14 protein-coding genes are annotated in these 16823 nt (G+C 39.8%); 9 read left to right on the top strand and 5 right to left on the bottom strand.

Annotated elements, in window-relative coordinates; all coding sequences use genetic code 11:
• Positions 1-16 precede the first annotated feature (16 nt).
• Entirely contained in the window at positions 17-1252 is a 1236-nt protein-coding gene (locus tag IPK31_08185; protein ID MBK8087914.1) for a c-type cytochrome, read from the bottom strand.
• A 547-nt stretch (positions 1253-1799) separates the two neighbouring features.
• Between IPK31_08185 and IPK31_08180 the strand changes: the two genes are divergently transcribed.
• Positions 1800-2372 (top strand): phosphoribosylglycinamide formyltransferase, encoded by a 573-nt coding sequence (locus tag IPK31_08180; protein MBK8087913.1) that lies wholly within the window; start codon positions 1800-1802, stop codon positions 2370-2372.
• Positions 2373-2436: 64 nt separating this feature from the next.
• Positions 2437-3060, top strand: coding sequence for a hypothetical protein (locus IPK31_08175; GenBank protein MBK8087912.1), 624 nt, complete (start codon positions 2437-2439; stop codon positions 3058-3060).
• A gap of 117 nt (positions 3061-3177) precedes the next feature.
• On the opposite strand, the gene IPK31_08170 is transcribed toward IPK31_08175, so the two are convergent.
• On the bottom strand, positions 3178-3936 hold the full coding sequence (locus IPK31_08170; GenBank protein ID MBK8087911.1) for an FkbM family methyltransferase: 759 nt from the start codon (positions 3934-3936) through the stop codon (positions 3178-3180).
• Positions 3937-4030: 94 nt separating this feature from the next.
• On the opposite strand from IPK31_08170, the gene IPK31_08165 reads away from it, so the two are divergent.
• From IPK31_08165 to IPK31_08155, 3 genes are read left to right on the top strand one after another with little or no spacing between them, the layout of a single operon-like run.
• Positions 4031-4873, top strand: coding sequence for a class I SAM-dependent methyltransferase (locus tag IPK31_08165; protein ID MBK8087910.1), 843 nt, complete (start codon positions 4031-4033; stop codon positions 4871-4873).
• Positions 4874-4924: 51 nt separating this feature from the next.
• On the top strand, positions 4925-5590 hold the full coding sequence (locus IPK31_08160) for a DUF1211 domain-containing protein (GenBank protein ID MBK8087909.1): 666 nt from the start codon (positions 4925-4927) through the stop codon (positions 5588-5590).
• A 2-nt stretch (positions 5591-5592) separates the two neighbouring features.
• Positions 5593-6138 carry a hypothetical protein gene (locus IPK31_08155; protein ID MBK8087908.1) on the top strand — a complete coding sequence of 182 codons (546 nt, stop codon included), beginning with the start codon at positions 5593-5595 and terminating at the stop codon, positions 6136-6138.
• A gap of 50 nt (positions 6139-6188) precedes the next feature.
• On the opposite strand, the gene IPK31_08150 is transcribed toward IPK31_08155, so the two are convergent.
• The 3 genes from IPK31_08150 to IPK31_08140 all read right to left on the bottom strand — a co-directional run bounded on the left by IPK31_08150 (position 6189) and on the right by IPK31_08140 (position 7774).
• Positions 6189-6398 (bottom strand): DUF2892 domain-containing protein, encoded by a 210-nt coding sequence (locus tag IPK31_08150; GenBank protein MBK8087907.1) that lies wholly within the window; start codon positions 6396-6398, stop codon positions 6189-6191.
• 178 nt (positions 6399-6576) lie between these two features.
• Positions 6577-7206, bottom strand: a complete 630-nt coding sequence (locus tag IPK31_08145) for a Crp/Fnr family transcriptional regulator (GenBank protein ID MBK8087906.1) — start codon at positions 7204-7206, stop codon at positions 6577-6579.
• Positions 7207-7237: 31 nt separating this feature from the next.
• Positions 7238-7774, bottom strand: coding sequence for a GNAT family N-acetyltransferase (locus IPK31_08140; GenBank protein MBK8087905.1), 537 nt, complete (start codon positions 7772-7774; stop codon positions 7238-7240).
• Positions 7775-7813: 39 nt separating this feature from the next.
• Between IPK31_08140 and IPK31_08135 the strand changes: the two genes are divergently transcribed.
• The 4 genes from IPK31_08135 (at position 7814) to IPK31_08120 (ending at position 16731) form a co-directional block, all read left to right on the top strand.
• Positions 7814-8878 (top strand): dipeptidase, encoded by a 1065-nt coding sequence (locus IPK31_08135; protein ID MBK8087904.1) that lies wholly within the window; start codon positions 7814-7816, stop codon positions 8876-8878.
• Positions 8879-9095: 217 nt separating this feature from the next.
• On the top strand, positions 9096-11153 hold the full coding sequence (locus tag IPK31_08130; GenBank protein ID MBK8087903.1) for a S9 family peptidase: 2058 nt from the start codon (positions 9096-9098) through the stop codon (positions 11151-11153).
• A gap of 93 nt (positions 11154-11246) precedes the next feature.
• Positions 11247-16493, top strand: a complete 5247-nt coding sequence (locus tag IPK31_08125; protein MBK8087902.1) for a nuclear transport factor 2 family protein — start codon at positions 11247-11249, stop codon at positions 16491-16493.
• 46 nt (positions 16494-16539) lie between these two features.
• Positions 16540-16731, top strand: coding sequence for a hypothetical protein (locus IPK31_08120; protein MBK8087901.1), 192 nt, complete (start codon positions 16540-16542; stop codon positions 16729-16731).
• The last annotated feature ends 92 nt before the right edge of the window (positions 16732-16823 follow it).

The raw sequence follows: 16823 nt of genomic DNA, 5'->3' as shown, positions 1-16823 counted from the left end.
TCTGTTACTGACTAAATTAATAGTGACATTTCTGACATTCTGTTCCACCGATCTTTTCTACAGTTACGCTGTCCATTTTACCATTCTTGATATCATTATGGAACTTCTCGTACATACTGTAAAAACCATTTTCTTTAAACTTCACATTGGTTGTACGGTGACAGTTGATACACCATCCCATGCTCAGTGTACTGAACTGGAATACCTCGCCCATGTTCTGTATTTCACCATGACAGGTTTGACACTGTACACCACCTGCTTTTGTATGCTGTGAGTGGTTGAAATACACATGATCAGGAAGGCTGTGAATTTTGATCCATTCAATCGGTTTGCCTGCTGAAGTGTATTTGTTAGATGCAGGATCCCATCCTGAATATTTATATAATTTCTGAATTTCTGCCGTGCCGTTTACTTCTGAACCATCTTCACGAACAATCTTTGGTCCTTTATATTCATTAACGGCCATGTGACAATTCATACAAACATTCACACTCGGAATATTTGCATGCTTTCCTTCCATTGCACTGCCGTGGCAATACAAACAGTTTACCTGGTTCAGGCCTGCATGTACTTTATGTGAATAGTAAATAGGTTGTTCGGGTTGATAATTTGTTTGTCTGCCCAAACCAATTGCACCCTGTGCTAAATAATAACCTGCAACTATAAATAGTACAATGGTGATGGTGGCCATGTAAGCCTTATTCTTCCAGAATGCAACGGGTTCGCCACGAACAATACCATCTTTTTCGTCGGTTAATTTTTTCAGGTTGCTGTTAACCTGTAATAAGATGAGGGCTACAATAGCAAGTACCAGAGCAAGAATTCCGAAGAGAAGAGAGTTGTCTTCCGCTGGTTGGTCAACTGCTGTGGTTGGTCCGGGAGGTGGGGCAACCGGCGTATTAATAAATGTGATGATGGCATCAATATCCTTTTCTGCCAATCCCGGAAATGCGGTCATCATTACACCACTATACTCTTTAATTAAGTTAGCGGCATAAGGTTCGGTTTTAGCAAACCCGGCAGGATTGTGAATCCATGCATAAAGCTTTTTGCGATCACTCCAGGGGCCACGGCCTTCCACACCTGAAAGTGCCGGACCGGTTAACTTTTTATTTACGGCATGACAGGCTGCGCAATTGGTTTGGAACAAAGCCTTACCATCCTGCGCAAATAATTTATTACCAATCATTAAGGAAACAAGTACCAAACAAACAGTAAACGACCTGCGGAGTATTAATTTTGGTTGATTCATAACGTTCTGGAACCGTATTGTGATTAGGAAGAATATCCGTGTATACAGGCTGCAAATTTAGGGGAGGATACTGACATAATATCCACAGTTCAAAAAATTTTTTTACTTAGTTGTGACTTGAGTATGAACCGATTGCTTCATTTCGGTCTCTTCGGGTACATACTTCTGTAAGTTTCCAGTCATACTTTAGTTTTTTCTCTAATGCACCCTTGCCATGCAAAGTTTTCCCCCGACTTTTGCCCCCATGTTTGAAAAGCTACGTAAAAAATGGAATGTAAATGGCCTCCAGCTGCTGCTTATCTTATGTACGTTTGCAATTGGCGGAAGCCTTACGGGTTATATTGGACGCCGGATAATGCATCTTCTTCAAATTGATGACGGTTGGTTCTTTTTGCCTGTATATATTATAATATTGACATTGATATGGCCGGTAATGGTATTGATTGTAAGTATTCCTTTGGGACAATTCAGGTTTTTTACCGTTTATTTGAAAAAAATTGCTGCCCGGATGGGGCTTACGAAACAAAAAGACAAATAAGCAGCCCTGATTCCCAAAAAACATATCGCCATTTTTGCCTCCGGTGCGGGGAGTAATGCTCAAAAGATTATTGAACATTTCAGGAATCACGCTTCTGTTATAATCTCACTTATCGTTTGCAACAAACCCCAGGCAGGTGTGTTGAAGATTGCTGAAGAGCATGGCATTCCAACCCTTTTGCTGGAAAAAGAACGGTTCTTTCGGGGTGATGCCTATGTTGATGAATTGAAAGCCCATCATATTGACTTCATTGTTCTGGCCGGTTTTTTATGGAAAGTGCCGGTTACCCTCATCCGTGCTTATCCGCAACACATTATTAATATACACCCTGCTTTACTACCCAATTATGGAGGTAAGGGTATGTATGGTCACTTTGTACACGAAGCCGTTATCAGCAATAAAGAAAAAGAAAGTGGTATCAGTATTCATTTTGTTGATGAGCTGTATGATCACGGACAAATCATTTTCCAGGCAAGATGCGAGGTAAAGCCGGAGGACAGTCCTGATTCCCTTGCTCACCGGATTCATGGACTGGAACACAAACATTATGCAGCGGTTATAGAAAAACTGCTGGTTTCGTAAAACCTTCATAAAAAGTATTTCGTCTCTATTTTTCTCAACTTAAGGATTTATCATTGCAACAATTTTGAAAAAGTTACTCCTTTATATTGTTGTACTTCTGCTGGTTAAAACAGGCACTGCTCAAATTCAGCTCAGCGGAACTGTATACGATAGTACCAGGCGGAATTTAGTAATGGGTGTACAGGCGATCTGCACCTGCGGTACCATGAGCTTTACCGACAGTGTTGGTAATTATAGTATTTATGTTGGTGAAAAGGATTCAATCTTTTTCTTTTTCAGCAATAAACCCACCCAAAAATTTGCAGTAGCTGCCATCAAAGATTTTTCAGCCTTTGATATTTCCATCAGCATGCATGTACCCGGCCGTTACAAACAGCTGAAAGAAATAATTGTGTATGGAAAAACCAGGCGGCAGGATTCTATTGAAAACCGTTTACAGTACGATAAAGTATTTAATACAGACAAGGGCGGTGTTCGTTTTACCGGTTCTAACCCGGAAGCAGGAATGAGCGCAGGCTTGGACCTCGATGCACTGATCAATGTGTTTCGTTTCAGAAGAAACAAGAGTATGGCCATGTTTCAGCAACGGTTGATCAAAGAAGAACAGGACCGCTATATTAATTACCGCTTTAATAAAACAATTGTTCAGCGTTTAACCAAACTAAAAAGAAGGTCCGTTACTCGATGAGTATATGCAACTGTATCGTCCGGAATATGAATTACTGACACAGATCATCGATATCGAACTGTTTCTGTATATACAGGGAACTGCAAAACGGTTTCTTGACAGGAAGGAAAGATAACCTTACTTCTTCTGTTGTGGGGAAGCAACAAAATAATAATTCAGCTTTTGATAATACTGCTCTTCAAATGCCTGTTTGCTAAATGGAGTTTTTACCTGCAGAAAATCTTTCATTAAAAAAATACCATACCCAAGCTGCATAAAGAATTCAAACAGTTGAGCAGGTGTTGTATTGTACATATCTGTTCCGCCAATACCGCATTCAAATACAATTACAGGCCTGTCTCTTTTAATTAATTCTTCTGCACCTTTTAATACAGCCATTTCTCCGCCTTCCACATCAATCTTAATAAAGCTGATTGTTTGATTGAGCGGAAGAATCACTGCATCAAGCGTATTTGTTTTTACAGTAATGGTTGTATCTGTTTCATTCCTTCGGTCGTATTTTCTTTTTTTTATTCCGCTGTAAGAAGGATTACTCAGCACATAATTGAAAGCTGTTTCACCTGAAGAATCTGTTAAAGCAAGTTCAAATAATTTTATATGCTCATTGCCTGCATACTTTTGCATTAATCTTTTTTGCAAAGCAGGTATTGGTTCAAAACCAAAATGAAAGCCGTTAGGTGATTGCTGTATCAGCAGATCAAGAATGGCTCCTTCATGTGTTCCCACATCAATTGTATTGCTGTTTGCATTACAAACTTTCTGAATGATCTGCCTCGTTTCAATATCGTACTGCTGATTTTTTGTAAAAACAATCGGCAGCTTTTTAATCAGTCGCTTCAGGTTCAGTAAAATTCCGGCATTGAATAGCTGCGTCATAAAAAATTGTACAGGTTTCTTTTCAATAATCAGGCTGCCAAGATAAATCCTTTTTAAAGAGAAAGATTTACTTTGCTTCTAAATTCGTTAATCAATGCAGTGGCTGAAGAAAATATACAATGCTTTTTCCCGTCCCGCCAAATTGGCCCTGCTTGATTATGAGATTTACCCGTCGCCGGTATATTCAAAGGCTGCACCACATCAACAGTTGCTGAAGTTGATAGAAGAAAGAAAAGATCCTTATCAGCAATTACTTCAGCAGACATTACAGTTGAAAGAATTTTTTCTCAGCATTCAGACAAATGAATCAGCTGCTTCAACAGCTCCTGTATGGAACAATCAATTCTTTCCCGGTCTTGATATGGTGATGCTTTATACAATCCTGTCTTCAGTAAAACCAAAAAAATACCTGGAGATCGGCAGTGGTACAAGCACTAAACTCGCTGCAAAAGCAAAAGCAGAACAGCAGCTTTCTTATTCCATCACCTGTATCGATCCGCATCCAAGAAAAGAAATAACGGATGTTGCTGATCATTGGTTGAATATTCCATTACAGCAGGCCCCGCTATCTTTGTTTGAACAGTTAGAGGAAAACGATGTGTTATTTTTTGACGGCTCCCATTTATTACATGCCAACAGTGATGTGCAATGGTTTTTTATGGAAGTGCTGCCAAGATTAAAAAAAGGAGTGGTCGTACAAATTCATGATATTTATCTTCCTTATGACTATCCGCAAAACATGTGCAACCGTTTCTATGCAGAACAGTATATGCTGGCAACTGCTCTCTTATTCAACCCCGGTAAATTTGAAATTCTTGCCCCTGTTTTTTATATGAGCGAAGACAGGACCCTGAAACAAATTCTTGAACCTTTATGGAATGCTTTGCCGAAAGTTGAAACTCATGGCGGATCGTTCTGGCTGAGAATAAAAGCATAATTTTTTTAAACAGGAACATTTATCTTGTAACTGAAACTTAACCAACTGCACATGAGTATCCAGCTGCACAATGAATTAAAAAAAGAATTCCAGATAGAACGCTTGATTCTTTTCAGCGATGCGGTTTTTGCAATCGCCATAACACTGCTTGTTATTGAAATTAAAGTTCCTGAAGTTGAAAAGGAGTTGATTTCAGATGCTGCTATCGGAAAAGGAATGGCACATTTGATTCCCCGCTTTGTCGGGTTCCTCATCAGCTTTCTGATCATTGGTTTATACTGGACAGTTCACCATAAGGTATTTGTATTTGTTGACAACTACACAAACAAGCTGCTCTGGCTCAACCTTTTTTTTCTGTTCAGCATTGCACTGATGCCATTCAGTTCAGGGCTGTATGGCGAATATGCAAATCATTTAGAGCTGCTTTTCCCTTATGGATTTTATGTGTTTAATATCTGCCTTACCGGTTTTTTCAACTTTCTTCTCTGGCGCTATATCAGCAGTCCAAAAAGCGGTATCTCCAATCAACTCATCAGCAATGCAAGAAGAGGATATGGAAATTTCAGAACCCTGGTTGTACCATTTGCCTTTCTGTTATCATTCCTGTTATGCTTCTGGAATCCGATCGTAGCAAGGTATGCTCCCATGCTCATTCCGGTCATGATGCGCCTGGCAGCAAGACATTATAAGAAAAAAGATCCCAACTTAAAATATTAATCATGGAACAAACAACTCTCGGTATTGGTACAAGATTGCAGCATACACAACATGGTCCGGGTGTAATTGTTGCTGTACGTTATGCAACTTATCTGATTTCTTTTATCAACAGCGGTATCAAAGAAACTGATAAGACTGATACAGCCCTCGATGAAATTATTCCTGAAAATGTAACCGCAGAAATTGAAACAACCAGTGAAGTGGAAAAATCTCTACTGAAAGTTCTGCGTTTGTGGAATGGTGTAAGCGAAGTGGTTCCACTTGGTGAAAAATGGGAAGGTGGCACCATGATGCTGCAACCTAAAGACAAATCGCTGAAGCCAAAAGAAATTCCGATGGAAGATTTCTTTCACAAAATTGTAATGCTGCGTGACAGGCTCCGTGTATTGGAACAAAATATCAACAGCAGCAAAAATCTCAGCGATGAAGAGAAGGTAAATATTCAGCAATACATTACACGCTGCTATGGTTCACTCACCACATTCAACGTGTTGTTTAAAAATAAAGAACAGTGGTTTGTGGGTGAAAAAGGAAGTAAAGAAAATTAAAAAGGCAACGCAATAATGCGTTGCCTTCAATTCGTTTTCGCCAATTACTATTATGGCTTCTTTACTCCGCAGGTATTTACTCCTACAATTGCATATAACGGGCAGAAGCTGATTAACGCTGTTGCAGCAAATACGCCACCCAGTATTACCAGAACCAATCCTAATGTTCCGGCTACAGTGCCGCTGAAATAAAGATAAGCAAATACAGCTGCTACTAAAAGTCTGATGATACGATCAGCAGTTCCCATGTTCTTTTTCATAATAAGTTTGTTTAGTTTGTAAAATATTTTATGGCCCATACCAACCCGGTAATAATCGTCACGCATAAAAAGCAAACGAGGAGCAACCTCTGTATTTTTTGTTTCATGGAGACTTTATTGATTGATGATGTAAATCTATGCCGCTGTTTCCCGGTATTTGGTGACTATGATCACCAGCTTAAAAAATTTCAATACCGTCCTGTAACTGTTTCACCTTTCCTTCCTGCTCCAGCCGCTTAATAACACGGGTTATTACTTCACGTGCCGTGCCCAGCTCTGCTGCAATTTGTTTATGGCGGATGGAAAGAATTTTTTCGCCTTTCAGTTTACTTTTTTCAACCAGGTAATTGTACAGGCGCTGATCCATGCGGCTGAAGAGAAGGGAGTTGATGGTATCGAGCATTTCTGAATAACGGAGATTGTACTGCTGGTAAAACAGATCATTGATCTGCGGATACTGTTTGATCCAGCTGTTCAGTTTTTCTACAGGGAGTAACAAGAGAGTTGAATCTTCTTCTGTAATAGCAAAAATGCGGCTTGGTGCATTGCTGAGCGATGCTGAAAAAGACATAATGCAGCTTTCACCCGGTTCAATATAATACAGGAGTAATTCCTTTTCTTCAAATGGAGCAAACACTTTTACAAGTCCTTTCAACACTATGGGCAGAAGTTTGATATACTGTCCTTCTTTCAGAATTTCTGTTCCTTCAGGAAATTCCATAATCACTGCATGTTCAGCAATTTCATTGAGCAGTTCACTGTTAAAACGTGGACTGATGGGTTTAAGATCGGATAAAAGTAATGGCATAGTTCACCAAGTTAAACAATCGTTGTACAACTTAATCAGCCACCAATCTTTTTTCCATGTACACAACTCCCGGCAATGGGTTTTCATAGTAAGCTGTCGTTTCAGTAAAACCATACTGTTTGTATAAAATAATAGCCGGTTGCAGTTTTTGCAACGTATCAAGCTTCATCGTTTTGTACCCAAGCTGTTCAGCATCCTTCATCAGTTGCTCAACCATTGCTCTGCCAATTTTGTGTTTCCTGAATTGCGGACGCACATACAATCGCTTCATTTCGCAAACAGTGCTGAGCTTAGTCGAAGCCCCTGCTGTCATATTGAGCGAACCTGTCCCTTTATTTGCAGGGGTCGAAATATCTGTCAAAGCAATACAACCTGCCACTGCATCATTCCATTCTGCGATGTACAAAACTCCTTTAGGCGATCCATACTTTTTTAACGGGTCTTTTAACTCTGCTTCAAAACTCTGGAAGCATAAATTTTCATCCAGTTCTTTTTCATATTCCTGAAAAAGCGTTCTGATTTCATCCATCAAAATCCCGTCTTCTTTTATTTGAATTAACTGCAGCATTTTCTATAACTTACCGCAAACTTACAATCTTTTCCAGCCATGCTTACACGAATCCTTATTCTGTTGCTGCTGCCTTCTTTCCTTTTTGCACAGAAGTATAAAAAAATTCATGCAGCATCTGTTCTGGTTGATACGCACAATGACATTCCCTCTTCTGCTATTGAAAAAAAAGTTGTGTTTGACAGTAACTTAAAAGGAAAAACTCATTCTGATCTTAACAGGATGATTGAAGGAGGATTAGATGTACAGATGTTTTCTGTTTTCTGCGATGGAGAACAAAAAGATCCTTATAACTATGCCAACAGGGAAATAGACAGTGTACATGAATGGGTGCGGCGAAATCCATCGAAGATGATGATGGTATATACTCCTGCCGATCTGAAAAAAGCCATCAAAGAAAAAAAAATGGCAACGATGCTGGGAGTAGAAGGTGGACATATGATTGAAAACGATTTAAACAAACTGGATGTACTTTATAAAAGAGGCATGCGCTACATGACCATTACCTGGAATAATTCTACTGATTGGGCTACGAGTGCAGCGTATGAGGCCTCCCTAAATCCCTCCAAAGGAGGGGCTTCAGACACAAACAGAAAAATCGGTCTTACTGAGTTTGGGATCTCTGTTATTAAACGCATGAATGAATTGGGCATCATGGTTGATGTAAGTCACCTCGGCGAACAATCATTTTGGGACATTATAAAAGTTTCAACCAAACCAATCATTGCATCGCATAGCTGCGTTTGGAATCTTTGCCCGCATCGCCGCAATTTAAAAGATGATCAGATCAAAGCCATTGCTAAAACCGGTGGGGTTGTATTTTTAAATTTCTATGCAGGATTTATTGACAGTACTTACGAATTAAAACGCAATTCGTTTATACAACAGCATCAAACTGAAATTAACCAACTCATTCAGGAAGGCAAACAAAAAGATTATGCCTTGATGATGGTATCAGAAAAATATAAAAGCGAAATGGATGCTTTACGTCCGCCATTATCTCTGCTTCTCAATCATCTCGATTACATTGTTAAACTTGTGGGCATTGATCATGTTGGTATGTGCAGTGATTTTGATGGCATTGAAGCTCCCCGCTTGAATTAAACGGTGTGGAAGATTATCCGCTGGTTACAAAAGCATTGCTGGAAAGAGGATACAGCAAAAAGATATTCGTAAAATTTTAGGTGGAAATTTTATACGGGTGTTCAAAGCCAATTCAAACAAATAAACACAGAGATGCTGAGATTTGGAGAAGCACAGAGGTTTATTCCTCTCTGTGTAACTCTGTTTCTCCTTTACTCTGTGTTAAAAAACCAACTGCATGAGAAAAATTTTCCTGTTACTAGTTATTGCTGCAACCAACTGCAACGCACAAACCATTGACAATTTTTTATCACCGGCCTTTCCAACTAATTTAACAGCAACTGCTGATGGTAAAAATATTGCATGGGTATTTAATTATAAAGGAAGCCGTAATGTATTTGTTGCCAATGCAACAGGCAGCAACGCAACGAAAATTACGAATTATTCCGGCGATGATGGAATAGATATGGGCAGTCTTTCGTTTACTCCTGATGGAGATCAACTTGTATTTGTAAGAGGTAATGGAACAAATGGGCGGGGAGAACCTGCGAACCCGGCACAGCTGCAAACATCAACAGAACGTATCATCTTTGCAGTGAATAAAAATGGAAGCAATCTGCATAAAATTGCTCCCGGCTATTATCCGAAAATTTCACCCGATGGAAAAACAGTTGCTTACCTTTTTGGCGGGCAGGTTTGGACTGCTTCATTAAATGATACAAACATTAAACCGCAAAAGCTGTTTCAATCAAGAGGAGCCCAGAGTTCACTCCGCTGGAGCCCTGATGGAACAAAACTGGTTTTTGTAAGTGGCCGTGGCGATCATTCTTTTATTGGTATTTATAATGCTGTAAGTAAACAAATTTCTTTCCCTGATCCTTCGGCTGATGTTGACAGTGATCCTGTGTGGAGTGTTGATGGAAAATGGATCGCCTGGGTCCGTCGTGGAAACATTAGGGTCGATGTTCCGTTTACTGCCCGCCGAGAATCTCATCCCTGGAGTATCCGTTTACTGAATATAAAAACAGGTGGAGTGACAGAAATCTGGAAAGCTGACGAAGGCAAAGGTTCTGTATATGTTGATGATTTACCGGTTGCGGATAATAAATTATTATGGGCTGCCAATAATCAACTCATCTTTCCGTGGGAAAAAGATGGATGGGTTCATCTGTATGCATTGGATGTTGAAAAGAAAATAACAAAGCTGTTAACTCCCGGTGATGGTGAAGTGGAGAATATTACACTATCGCCTGATAAAAAAACAGTTTATTATACCTGTAATATCGGCGATATCAATCGCCGTCATATCTGGAAAACATCCATTGCTGATGCAAAAGCCGAATTACTCACAGGTGGTGACCATATTGAATGGAGTCCCGTGGTAACATCCAAAGGCTTTGCAATGCTTCGTTCATCCGCAACAAGACCGGCATGGCCTGCTGTTTATAATAAAGGAACAGTGAGTGATATTGCAAAAGATTTTTTCGGCAAAGAATTTCCAAACCAGCTTGTTACACCGCAGCAGATTTCAATCAAAGCAACAGATGGAATGGAAGCACCTGCCCAGTTATTTCTTCCACGCAACTATAAAGAAGGTGAAAAATATCCTGCTGTAATTTTTATGCATGGTGGCAGTCGCCGGCAAATGTTACTGGGTTTTAACTACGGACAGTATTACAGCAATGCCTATGCACTGCATCAGTATTTTGCATCGCAGGGTTATATTGTTATTTCTTTAAACTACCGCAGCGGTATTGGTTATGGTTTGGAATTCCGTGAAGCATTGAACTATGGTATGGGTGGTGCCAGTGAAGTAAATGATGTAATTGGCGCAGGTGAATATTTAAAAAACAGGAAAGACGTAAGCGTGGTTGGTTTATGGGGCGGCAGTTACGGTGGTTACTTAACAGCACATGGATTAGCAAGACGAAGTGACCTGTTTGCTGCCGGTGTTGATATTCATGGCGTACATAACTGGAACGATGAGGAACCAACCTTTGCTCCCTGGTATGATTCAACAAAGTATGCACAGATAGGAAAATTGGGTTACGAATCATCCCCTGTTAATTATATTAACGGATGGAAGAGCCCTGTGTTATTTATTCATGGTGATGATGACCGCAATGTGCCGTTCAGTGAAACGGTTCATATTGTTGAACTGCTTCGTCAGCGAAATGTATATTTTGAACAGTTGGTTTTTCCTGATGAAGTGCATAGTTTTTTATTGTATCGCAACTGGAAGAATGCATACCAGGCCACTTTTGAGTTCCTGGAAAAACAACTGAGGAAGAAATAACAGATTGTCTTCTTTAGTAAAGAGGATTGATGGAGAATAAAGAAATATGGGTATAGAGTTTACTATTCAACTACCAACAAATACAAATAACTGATGGAAGTAACCCCAACACTAAAAATTGAATTGACACAATGGCTTGATACCTATTGGACCACCTATCTCAATGGTGATATTGACACATGGGTTACTTTTATAAGTGATGATTATCGAAATATAGGCGGTACTAAAGAGGAGATATGGAACAGCAAACAGGAAATTATAGATTATACCAAAAGCATTATGAACCAAATGCTGGGGGCGGTTGATATTCGTAACCGTGAAGTTGAACTGATCCCCTATGGCGAATATATGATGGTGAACGAATTCACTGATCTCTATGTAAAAATCGAAGGAAAATGGGCTCTTTATGGTCCTTTTCGAATGTCTTCCTTACTGGAAAAGACAGATGCCGGATGGATTGCCTTACATCAGCATGGCTCCTACCCCGACATGAAAGCAATGGAGGGAGAGGCGTTTTCATTTGACGTATTGAAAGCGGAAAATGCCCGGCTGCAGGCAGCAGTTAAAAGCCGCACAATTGAACTGGAAATTGAAACGGCATTAGAGAGAGTGCGGACTGAAGCGATGGGTATGAAAAAACCGGATGATATTCTTGCAATCTGTAAAGTGATGTTTACAGAATTGCAATCACTCGGTTTCTCCGAATTAAGAAATACACTGATTAATTTTTGGGATGATGAAAGCAGTTCCTTAATTGATTATGATTATTCAAACGATACAGGAGGCAATAAGGCTAACCTTTCTTACAGCAGCCACCCTGTATTTGAGCAATTTCAAAAAACGATCAAGAACTCAGAAGATGCATTTGCTGAACTGGTAGTAACCAGGAGCGAATTAGAAAGCTGGAAACAACGGCGGCGTGATAGTGGTGAATATGAAGATCCCCGTCTCAACAATATACCTGCATTATACTATTATTTTTATTCTATTGCTGTGGGTGCGATTGGTATTTCCACATTTAGTCCCATTACAGAAGAACAACTAAATGTATTAAAGCGTTTCAGAAATGTTTTTGATTTTGCTTACCGCAGATATGCAGATGTGGCGCAGGCAGAAGCACAGGCAAAAGAAGCACAAATAGAATTAGCATTGGAAAGAGTACGTGCAAGAACAATGGCCATGCAACACAGCAACGAATTGCCTGATGCTGCTACTATTTTATTTCAGCAAGTGCAATCATTAGGCATGCCGGCATGGAGTGCCGGTTATTGTACCTGGAATGATGACAAATCAGCCGTTACCTTATGGATGAGCAGTGAAGGAGTATTGCAACCAGCTTTCACAGCACCCACAACAGAAGATGAATTATTTATTCAAATGCGAAAGGGTCAGGAAGATGGAAAAACATTTCATGTAGTGGAAATGGGCGGCGATCAATTGGTGAAGCACTACGGGTATATGCGTACGCTTCCTTTAATGGGTGATATTTTAGATTCGATTATTGCAGCAGGTCATCCATTGCCCACTTTCCAGATCATGCATCATGCCTATTTCTCTAAAGGGTTTCTGTTGTTTATCACCTATGAGCCCGTTCCCGATGCTCATGACATCTTCAAACGATTTGGAAAAGTATTCGACCAAACCTATACCCGTTTCCTCGACTTACAAAAAGCAGAAGCACAGGCAAGAGAAGCACAGATAGAAACTGCATTAGAAAGAGTTCGAAGCCGTTCCATGGGTATGCAAAAAAGTGAAGAGCTACAGGAAGTAATAAAAATTGTTTACCGGCAACTCAGGCATTTAAATATTCAACTCGACCACGCAGGTTTTGTTGTTGACTATACACCGAAAGGCGATTGGCATTTTTGGATTGCTGATGAACAGGACATTCCCTCTAAAATAACGCATCCTTATTTTGACTCTGTTTGGGCAAATCAATTTAATGAAGCAAAAGAAAAAGACACAGACTTCTTTGCCACTCATTTGAATTTTGAAGAAAAGAATAAATTTTACAATGAGATTTTATCATATGTTCCAGGGTTACCGGAAACATCAAAAGAATTTTATTTAAACTGCCCCGGACTTGCAGCATCAACTGTATTGTTAGAAAATGTTGGCCTGTATATTGAAAATTTTTCAGGCATTCCTTATACCGATGAGGAGAATACTACGCTGATGCGTTTTGGAAAAGTATTTCAACAAACCTATACCCGTTTTCTTGACTTACAAAAAGCAGAGGCACAGGCAAGGGAAGCAAAGATAGAAGCAGCATTGGAAAGAGTGAGGAGCAGAAGCATGGCCATGCACAAAAGCAAAGAGTTGCTTGAAGCCAGTGAAATAATTTTTGTAGAAATGCAAAAACTCGGTATCGATAGCTTAACAGCCGGTTATGTTTTAATGGATAAGGAAGAAAAAAACGGGTTGAATTACACACCTGATCCATTCACAAAAAAAATCATGCCACTGCCTGTTATCATTCCGCATAATGAAACCATTCATATGCAACAGGTGGTTGAAAACTGGAAGAAAGGCAATTCTTTTTTTATGGTAGAAATGGATGAAGAGGAAACCATCCAACACCAGACTTTTATTGCAGAACGAAGCACCAATTTTCCAATAACTGCAGCACAGCTGATTGCCATTTCGCCAGCGAAATTATTCCTGCATAATTTCTATTTTAAAGAAGGGTATATATTGATAGTAGGTGGAATAAAATTATCCGTGGAGCAAACGGATATTATGTTACGCTTTGCGAAAGTGTTTCAACAGACCTATACCCGTTTCCTCGATTTGCAAAAAGCAGAAGCACAGGCAAGAGAAGCACAAATTGAAGCGGCATTGGAAAGAGTTCGTTCAAGAACGATGGCGATGAGGGGTAGTGATGAATTGCTGGATGTTGCCACCATCTTATTCCAACAAGTGAAAGCGCTGGGTGTACCGCAATGGAATTGCGGATTTAATATCTGGGAAATCGGCGATAAAGAATTCATCTTTTATCCAGGTACACCTGATGGTATTATAACTCAATCACCCTGCAAAATACCGCTTACTGAACATCCGGTATTTCAGGGTTTTGATGAATCAAGAAAGCGGGGCGATGAACTTTTTACTTATGAAAAAGAAGGTGAAATGCAAAGGGGCCATTACCAATATATGCTTTCACTACCCGGAGTTGGGGATGTACTTCAAAGTATGCTGGATGCCGGCTTTGAGTTTCCCGCATTTCAAATCGATCATGTTGTCAACTTTGCCTATGGCAACCTCATCTTTATTACTTATGAGCATTTCCCGGAAATGCACGATGTTTTCAAACGTTTTGCAAAAGTTTTTGAGCAGACCTATACCCGTTTTCTTGATTTACAAAAAGCAGAGGCGCAGGCAAGAGAGGCTCTGATAGAAACAGCATTGGAAAGAGTTCGCTCCAAAACTATGGCCATGCACAACAGCAAGGATGTGGGCGAAAGTGTGGCTGCATTATTTGATGAACTTTCAGCACTCGGAGTGCTTACTGCTCACGACCGTTGTGGCATCGGCATTATGCAACCCAATGAGATGATGGAATTATGGACAGCAGAAAAAGCAACAGGAAAAACAGAACTGACCATTGGCCATTTGGATATGAAGCAACATATACTACTTAAAAATGTGTACCAAAACTGGCTCGATAAAAAAGAAACCTATCAATACATTCTGGAAGGCGAAGATAAGCTGAAGTACTATGAAGCCATGCGCAACCAGACGAACTACAAAATCAGAAAAGACTATTATTCATCACAAGAAAAAATAGTGCATACCGATTTCTTTTTTAAAGAAGGTTGCTTGTATGTATTCTCACAACAGACATTTACAACAGATGCAGCTTCTATTTTTATCCGCTTTGTAAATGTGTTTGGTCAAACCTATCGTCGTTATCTCGACCTGCTAAAAGCTGAAGCACAAGCAAGAGAGGCGCAAATAGAAACGGCGCTGGAAAAGGTTCGAAGCAGAACACTGGCCATGCAAAAAAGTGATGAGCTGGCAGAAACAGCATCGGTATTGTTTCAGCAATTAATTGCACTGGGTATAGAGCCCAATCGTTTATACATCACCATCATCCATGCCGAAAGCGATGAAGCCGATTTCTGGATCACAAATGAAGATGGCAGTAAGTTGACAGATGCTTACTCTGCGCATCTCGAGGAAAACAGCACCTTCAAAAAAATGTATGAAGGCTGGAAAAAACAATTGAAACATTTAGTGATTGATATGCAGGGGGAAGAATTGCAAAACTATTTTCATTACCTCCAAAGCAGGAATGTTCCTTTTAAAGGAGGATTAGAGCAAACTCGCAGAGTACAGCATCTTGCTTATTTCAGCAAAGGGTTTATTGGTATGGCTTCGCCCGATGAGCAACCGGCAGAATCATTGCAATTGCTCGAACGGTTTGCAGCAGTGTTCAATTTGACTTTTACCCGATTCAATGATTTAAAAATAGCCGAAGCACATGCCCTGCAGGCAGAGCAGGATTTAATAGCCATTAAAGAAGCCAAGCAAAAAGCAGAAGAGGCATTAACAGAGTTGCAGTCTACCCAAAAACAATTGATACAAAGTGAAAAAATGGCCAGCCTTGGAGAACTTACCGCAGGTATTGCCCATGAAATTCAAAACCCGTTAAACTTTGTCAACAACTTTAGCGAAGTAAGTAAAGAGTTGCTGGATGAAATGAAAGAAGCTATAGAGAAAGGTGATACAGAAGAAGCAAAAGAAATTATGAATGATGTGATTCAGAATTTAGAAAAAATAAACCATCATGGTAAAAGAGCCGATGGTATTGTAAAAGGAATGTTGCAACACAGCAGCAGCGGCAGTGGTAATAAAGAACCAACTGATATTAATGCACTGGCAGATGAATATTTACGATTGGCTTATCATGGGTTACGGGCAAAAGACAAATCGTTCAACGCTGCCATGAAAACGGAGTTTGATGAAAGCATTGGTAACATCAACATCATACCACAGGATATTGGAAGAGTGATTTTGAATTTAATTACCAACGCTTTTTACGTGGTGGACGAAAAGAAGAAATCAGGAGTTGAAAACTATGAACCAATAGTTTCTGTTAACACAAAAAAAGTAGGCGATAAAGTTTTGATTTCGGTAAAAGACAATGGCAATGGTATTCCGCAAAAAGTATTAGATAAAATATTTCAACCCTTCTTTACCACCAAGCCCACCGGGCAGGGTACTGGGTTGGGATTGAGTTTGAGTTATGATATTGTAAAAGCACATGGTGGTGAGCTAAAGGTTGAAACAAAAGAAGGAGAAGGGAGTGAGTTTATTATTCAGCTTGCAGTTGTTTAGAGTTATTAAATAATGTTTGCTATCTTATATCAGTAATTTTTATTGCATGAAAAAAGTATGGTTCCTGTTTTTTTGCCTGGGTATATTTGTAACTGTGCGGGCACAATACAAAGTGCGGTTCATCCTGAAGGAGAATACAGCTATTCATCATGATAGTATGTATGTAACAGGTACGTTCAGCAACTGGGACTCTACCTCCAATAAGAATTATTTACTGCAGCCTTACGGAAAAAAATAAAAAAACAATCGTATTAACTGTACCTGCAGGAGAACTCCGTTATAAATTTCACCGGGGAAGCTGGCTTACCGTAGAGAAACAATATAACGCTG

This window comes from Chitinophagaceae bacterium, from assembly GCA_016713085.1.
Taxonomy (GTDB): Bacteria; Bacteroidota; Bacteroidia; order Chitinophagales; family Chitinophagaceae; genus Lacibacter.
This window is presented reverse-complemented; position numbering and strand designations above follow the sequence as displayed.

Coding starts and splice junctions, on each gene's coding strand:
- IPK31_08185 (MBK8087914.1), bottom strand. CDS start 1,252: ATGAATCAACCAAAATTAATACTCCGCAGGTCGTTTACTGTTTGTTTG.
- IPK31_08170 (MBK8087911.1), bottom strand. CDS start 3,936: ATGACGCAGCTATTCAATGCCGGAATTTTACTGAACCTGAAGCGACTG.
- IPK31_08165 (MBK8087910.1), top strand. CDS start 4,031: ATGCAGTGGCTGAAGAAAATATACAATGCTTTTTCCCGTCCCGCCAAA.
- IPK31_08160 (MBK8087909.1), top strand. CDS start 4,925: ATGAGTATCCAGCTGCACAATGAATTAAAAAAAGAATTCCAGATAGAA.
- IPK31_08155 (MBK8087908.1), top strand. CDS start 5,593: ATGGAACAAACAACTCTCGGTATTGGTACAAGATTGCAGCATACACAA.
- IPK31_08150 (MBK8087907.1), bottom strand. CDS start 6,398: ATGAAAAAGAACATGGGAACTGCTGATCGTATCATCAGACTTTTAGTA.
- IPK31_08145 (MBK8087906.1), bottom strand. CDS start 7,206: ATGCCATTACTTTTATCCGATCTTAAACCCATCAGTCCACGTTTTAAC.
- IPK31_08140 (MBK8087905.1), bottom strand. CDS start 7,774: ATGCTGCAGTTAATTCAAATAAAAGAAGACGGGATTTTGATGGATGAA.
- IPK31_08135 (MBK8087904.1), top strand. CDS start 7,814: ATGCTTACACGAATCCTTATTCTGTTGCTGCTGCCTTCTTTCCTTTTT.
- IPK31_08130 (MBK8087903.1), top strand. CDS start 9,096: ATGAGAAAAATTTTCCTGTTACTAGTTATTGCTGCAACCAACTGCAAC.
- IPK31_08125 (MBK8087902.1), top strand. CDS start 11,247: ATGGAAGTAACCCCAACACTAAAAATTGAATTGACACAATGGCTTGAT.
- IPK31_08120 (MBK8087901.1), top strand. CDS start 16,540: ATGAAAAAAGTATGGTTCCTGTTTTTTTGCCTGGGTATATTTGTAACT.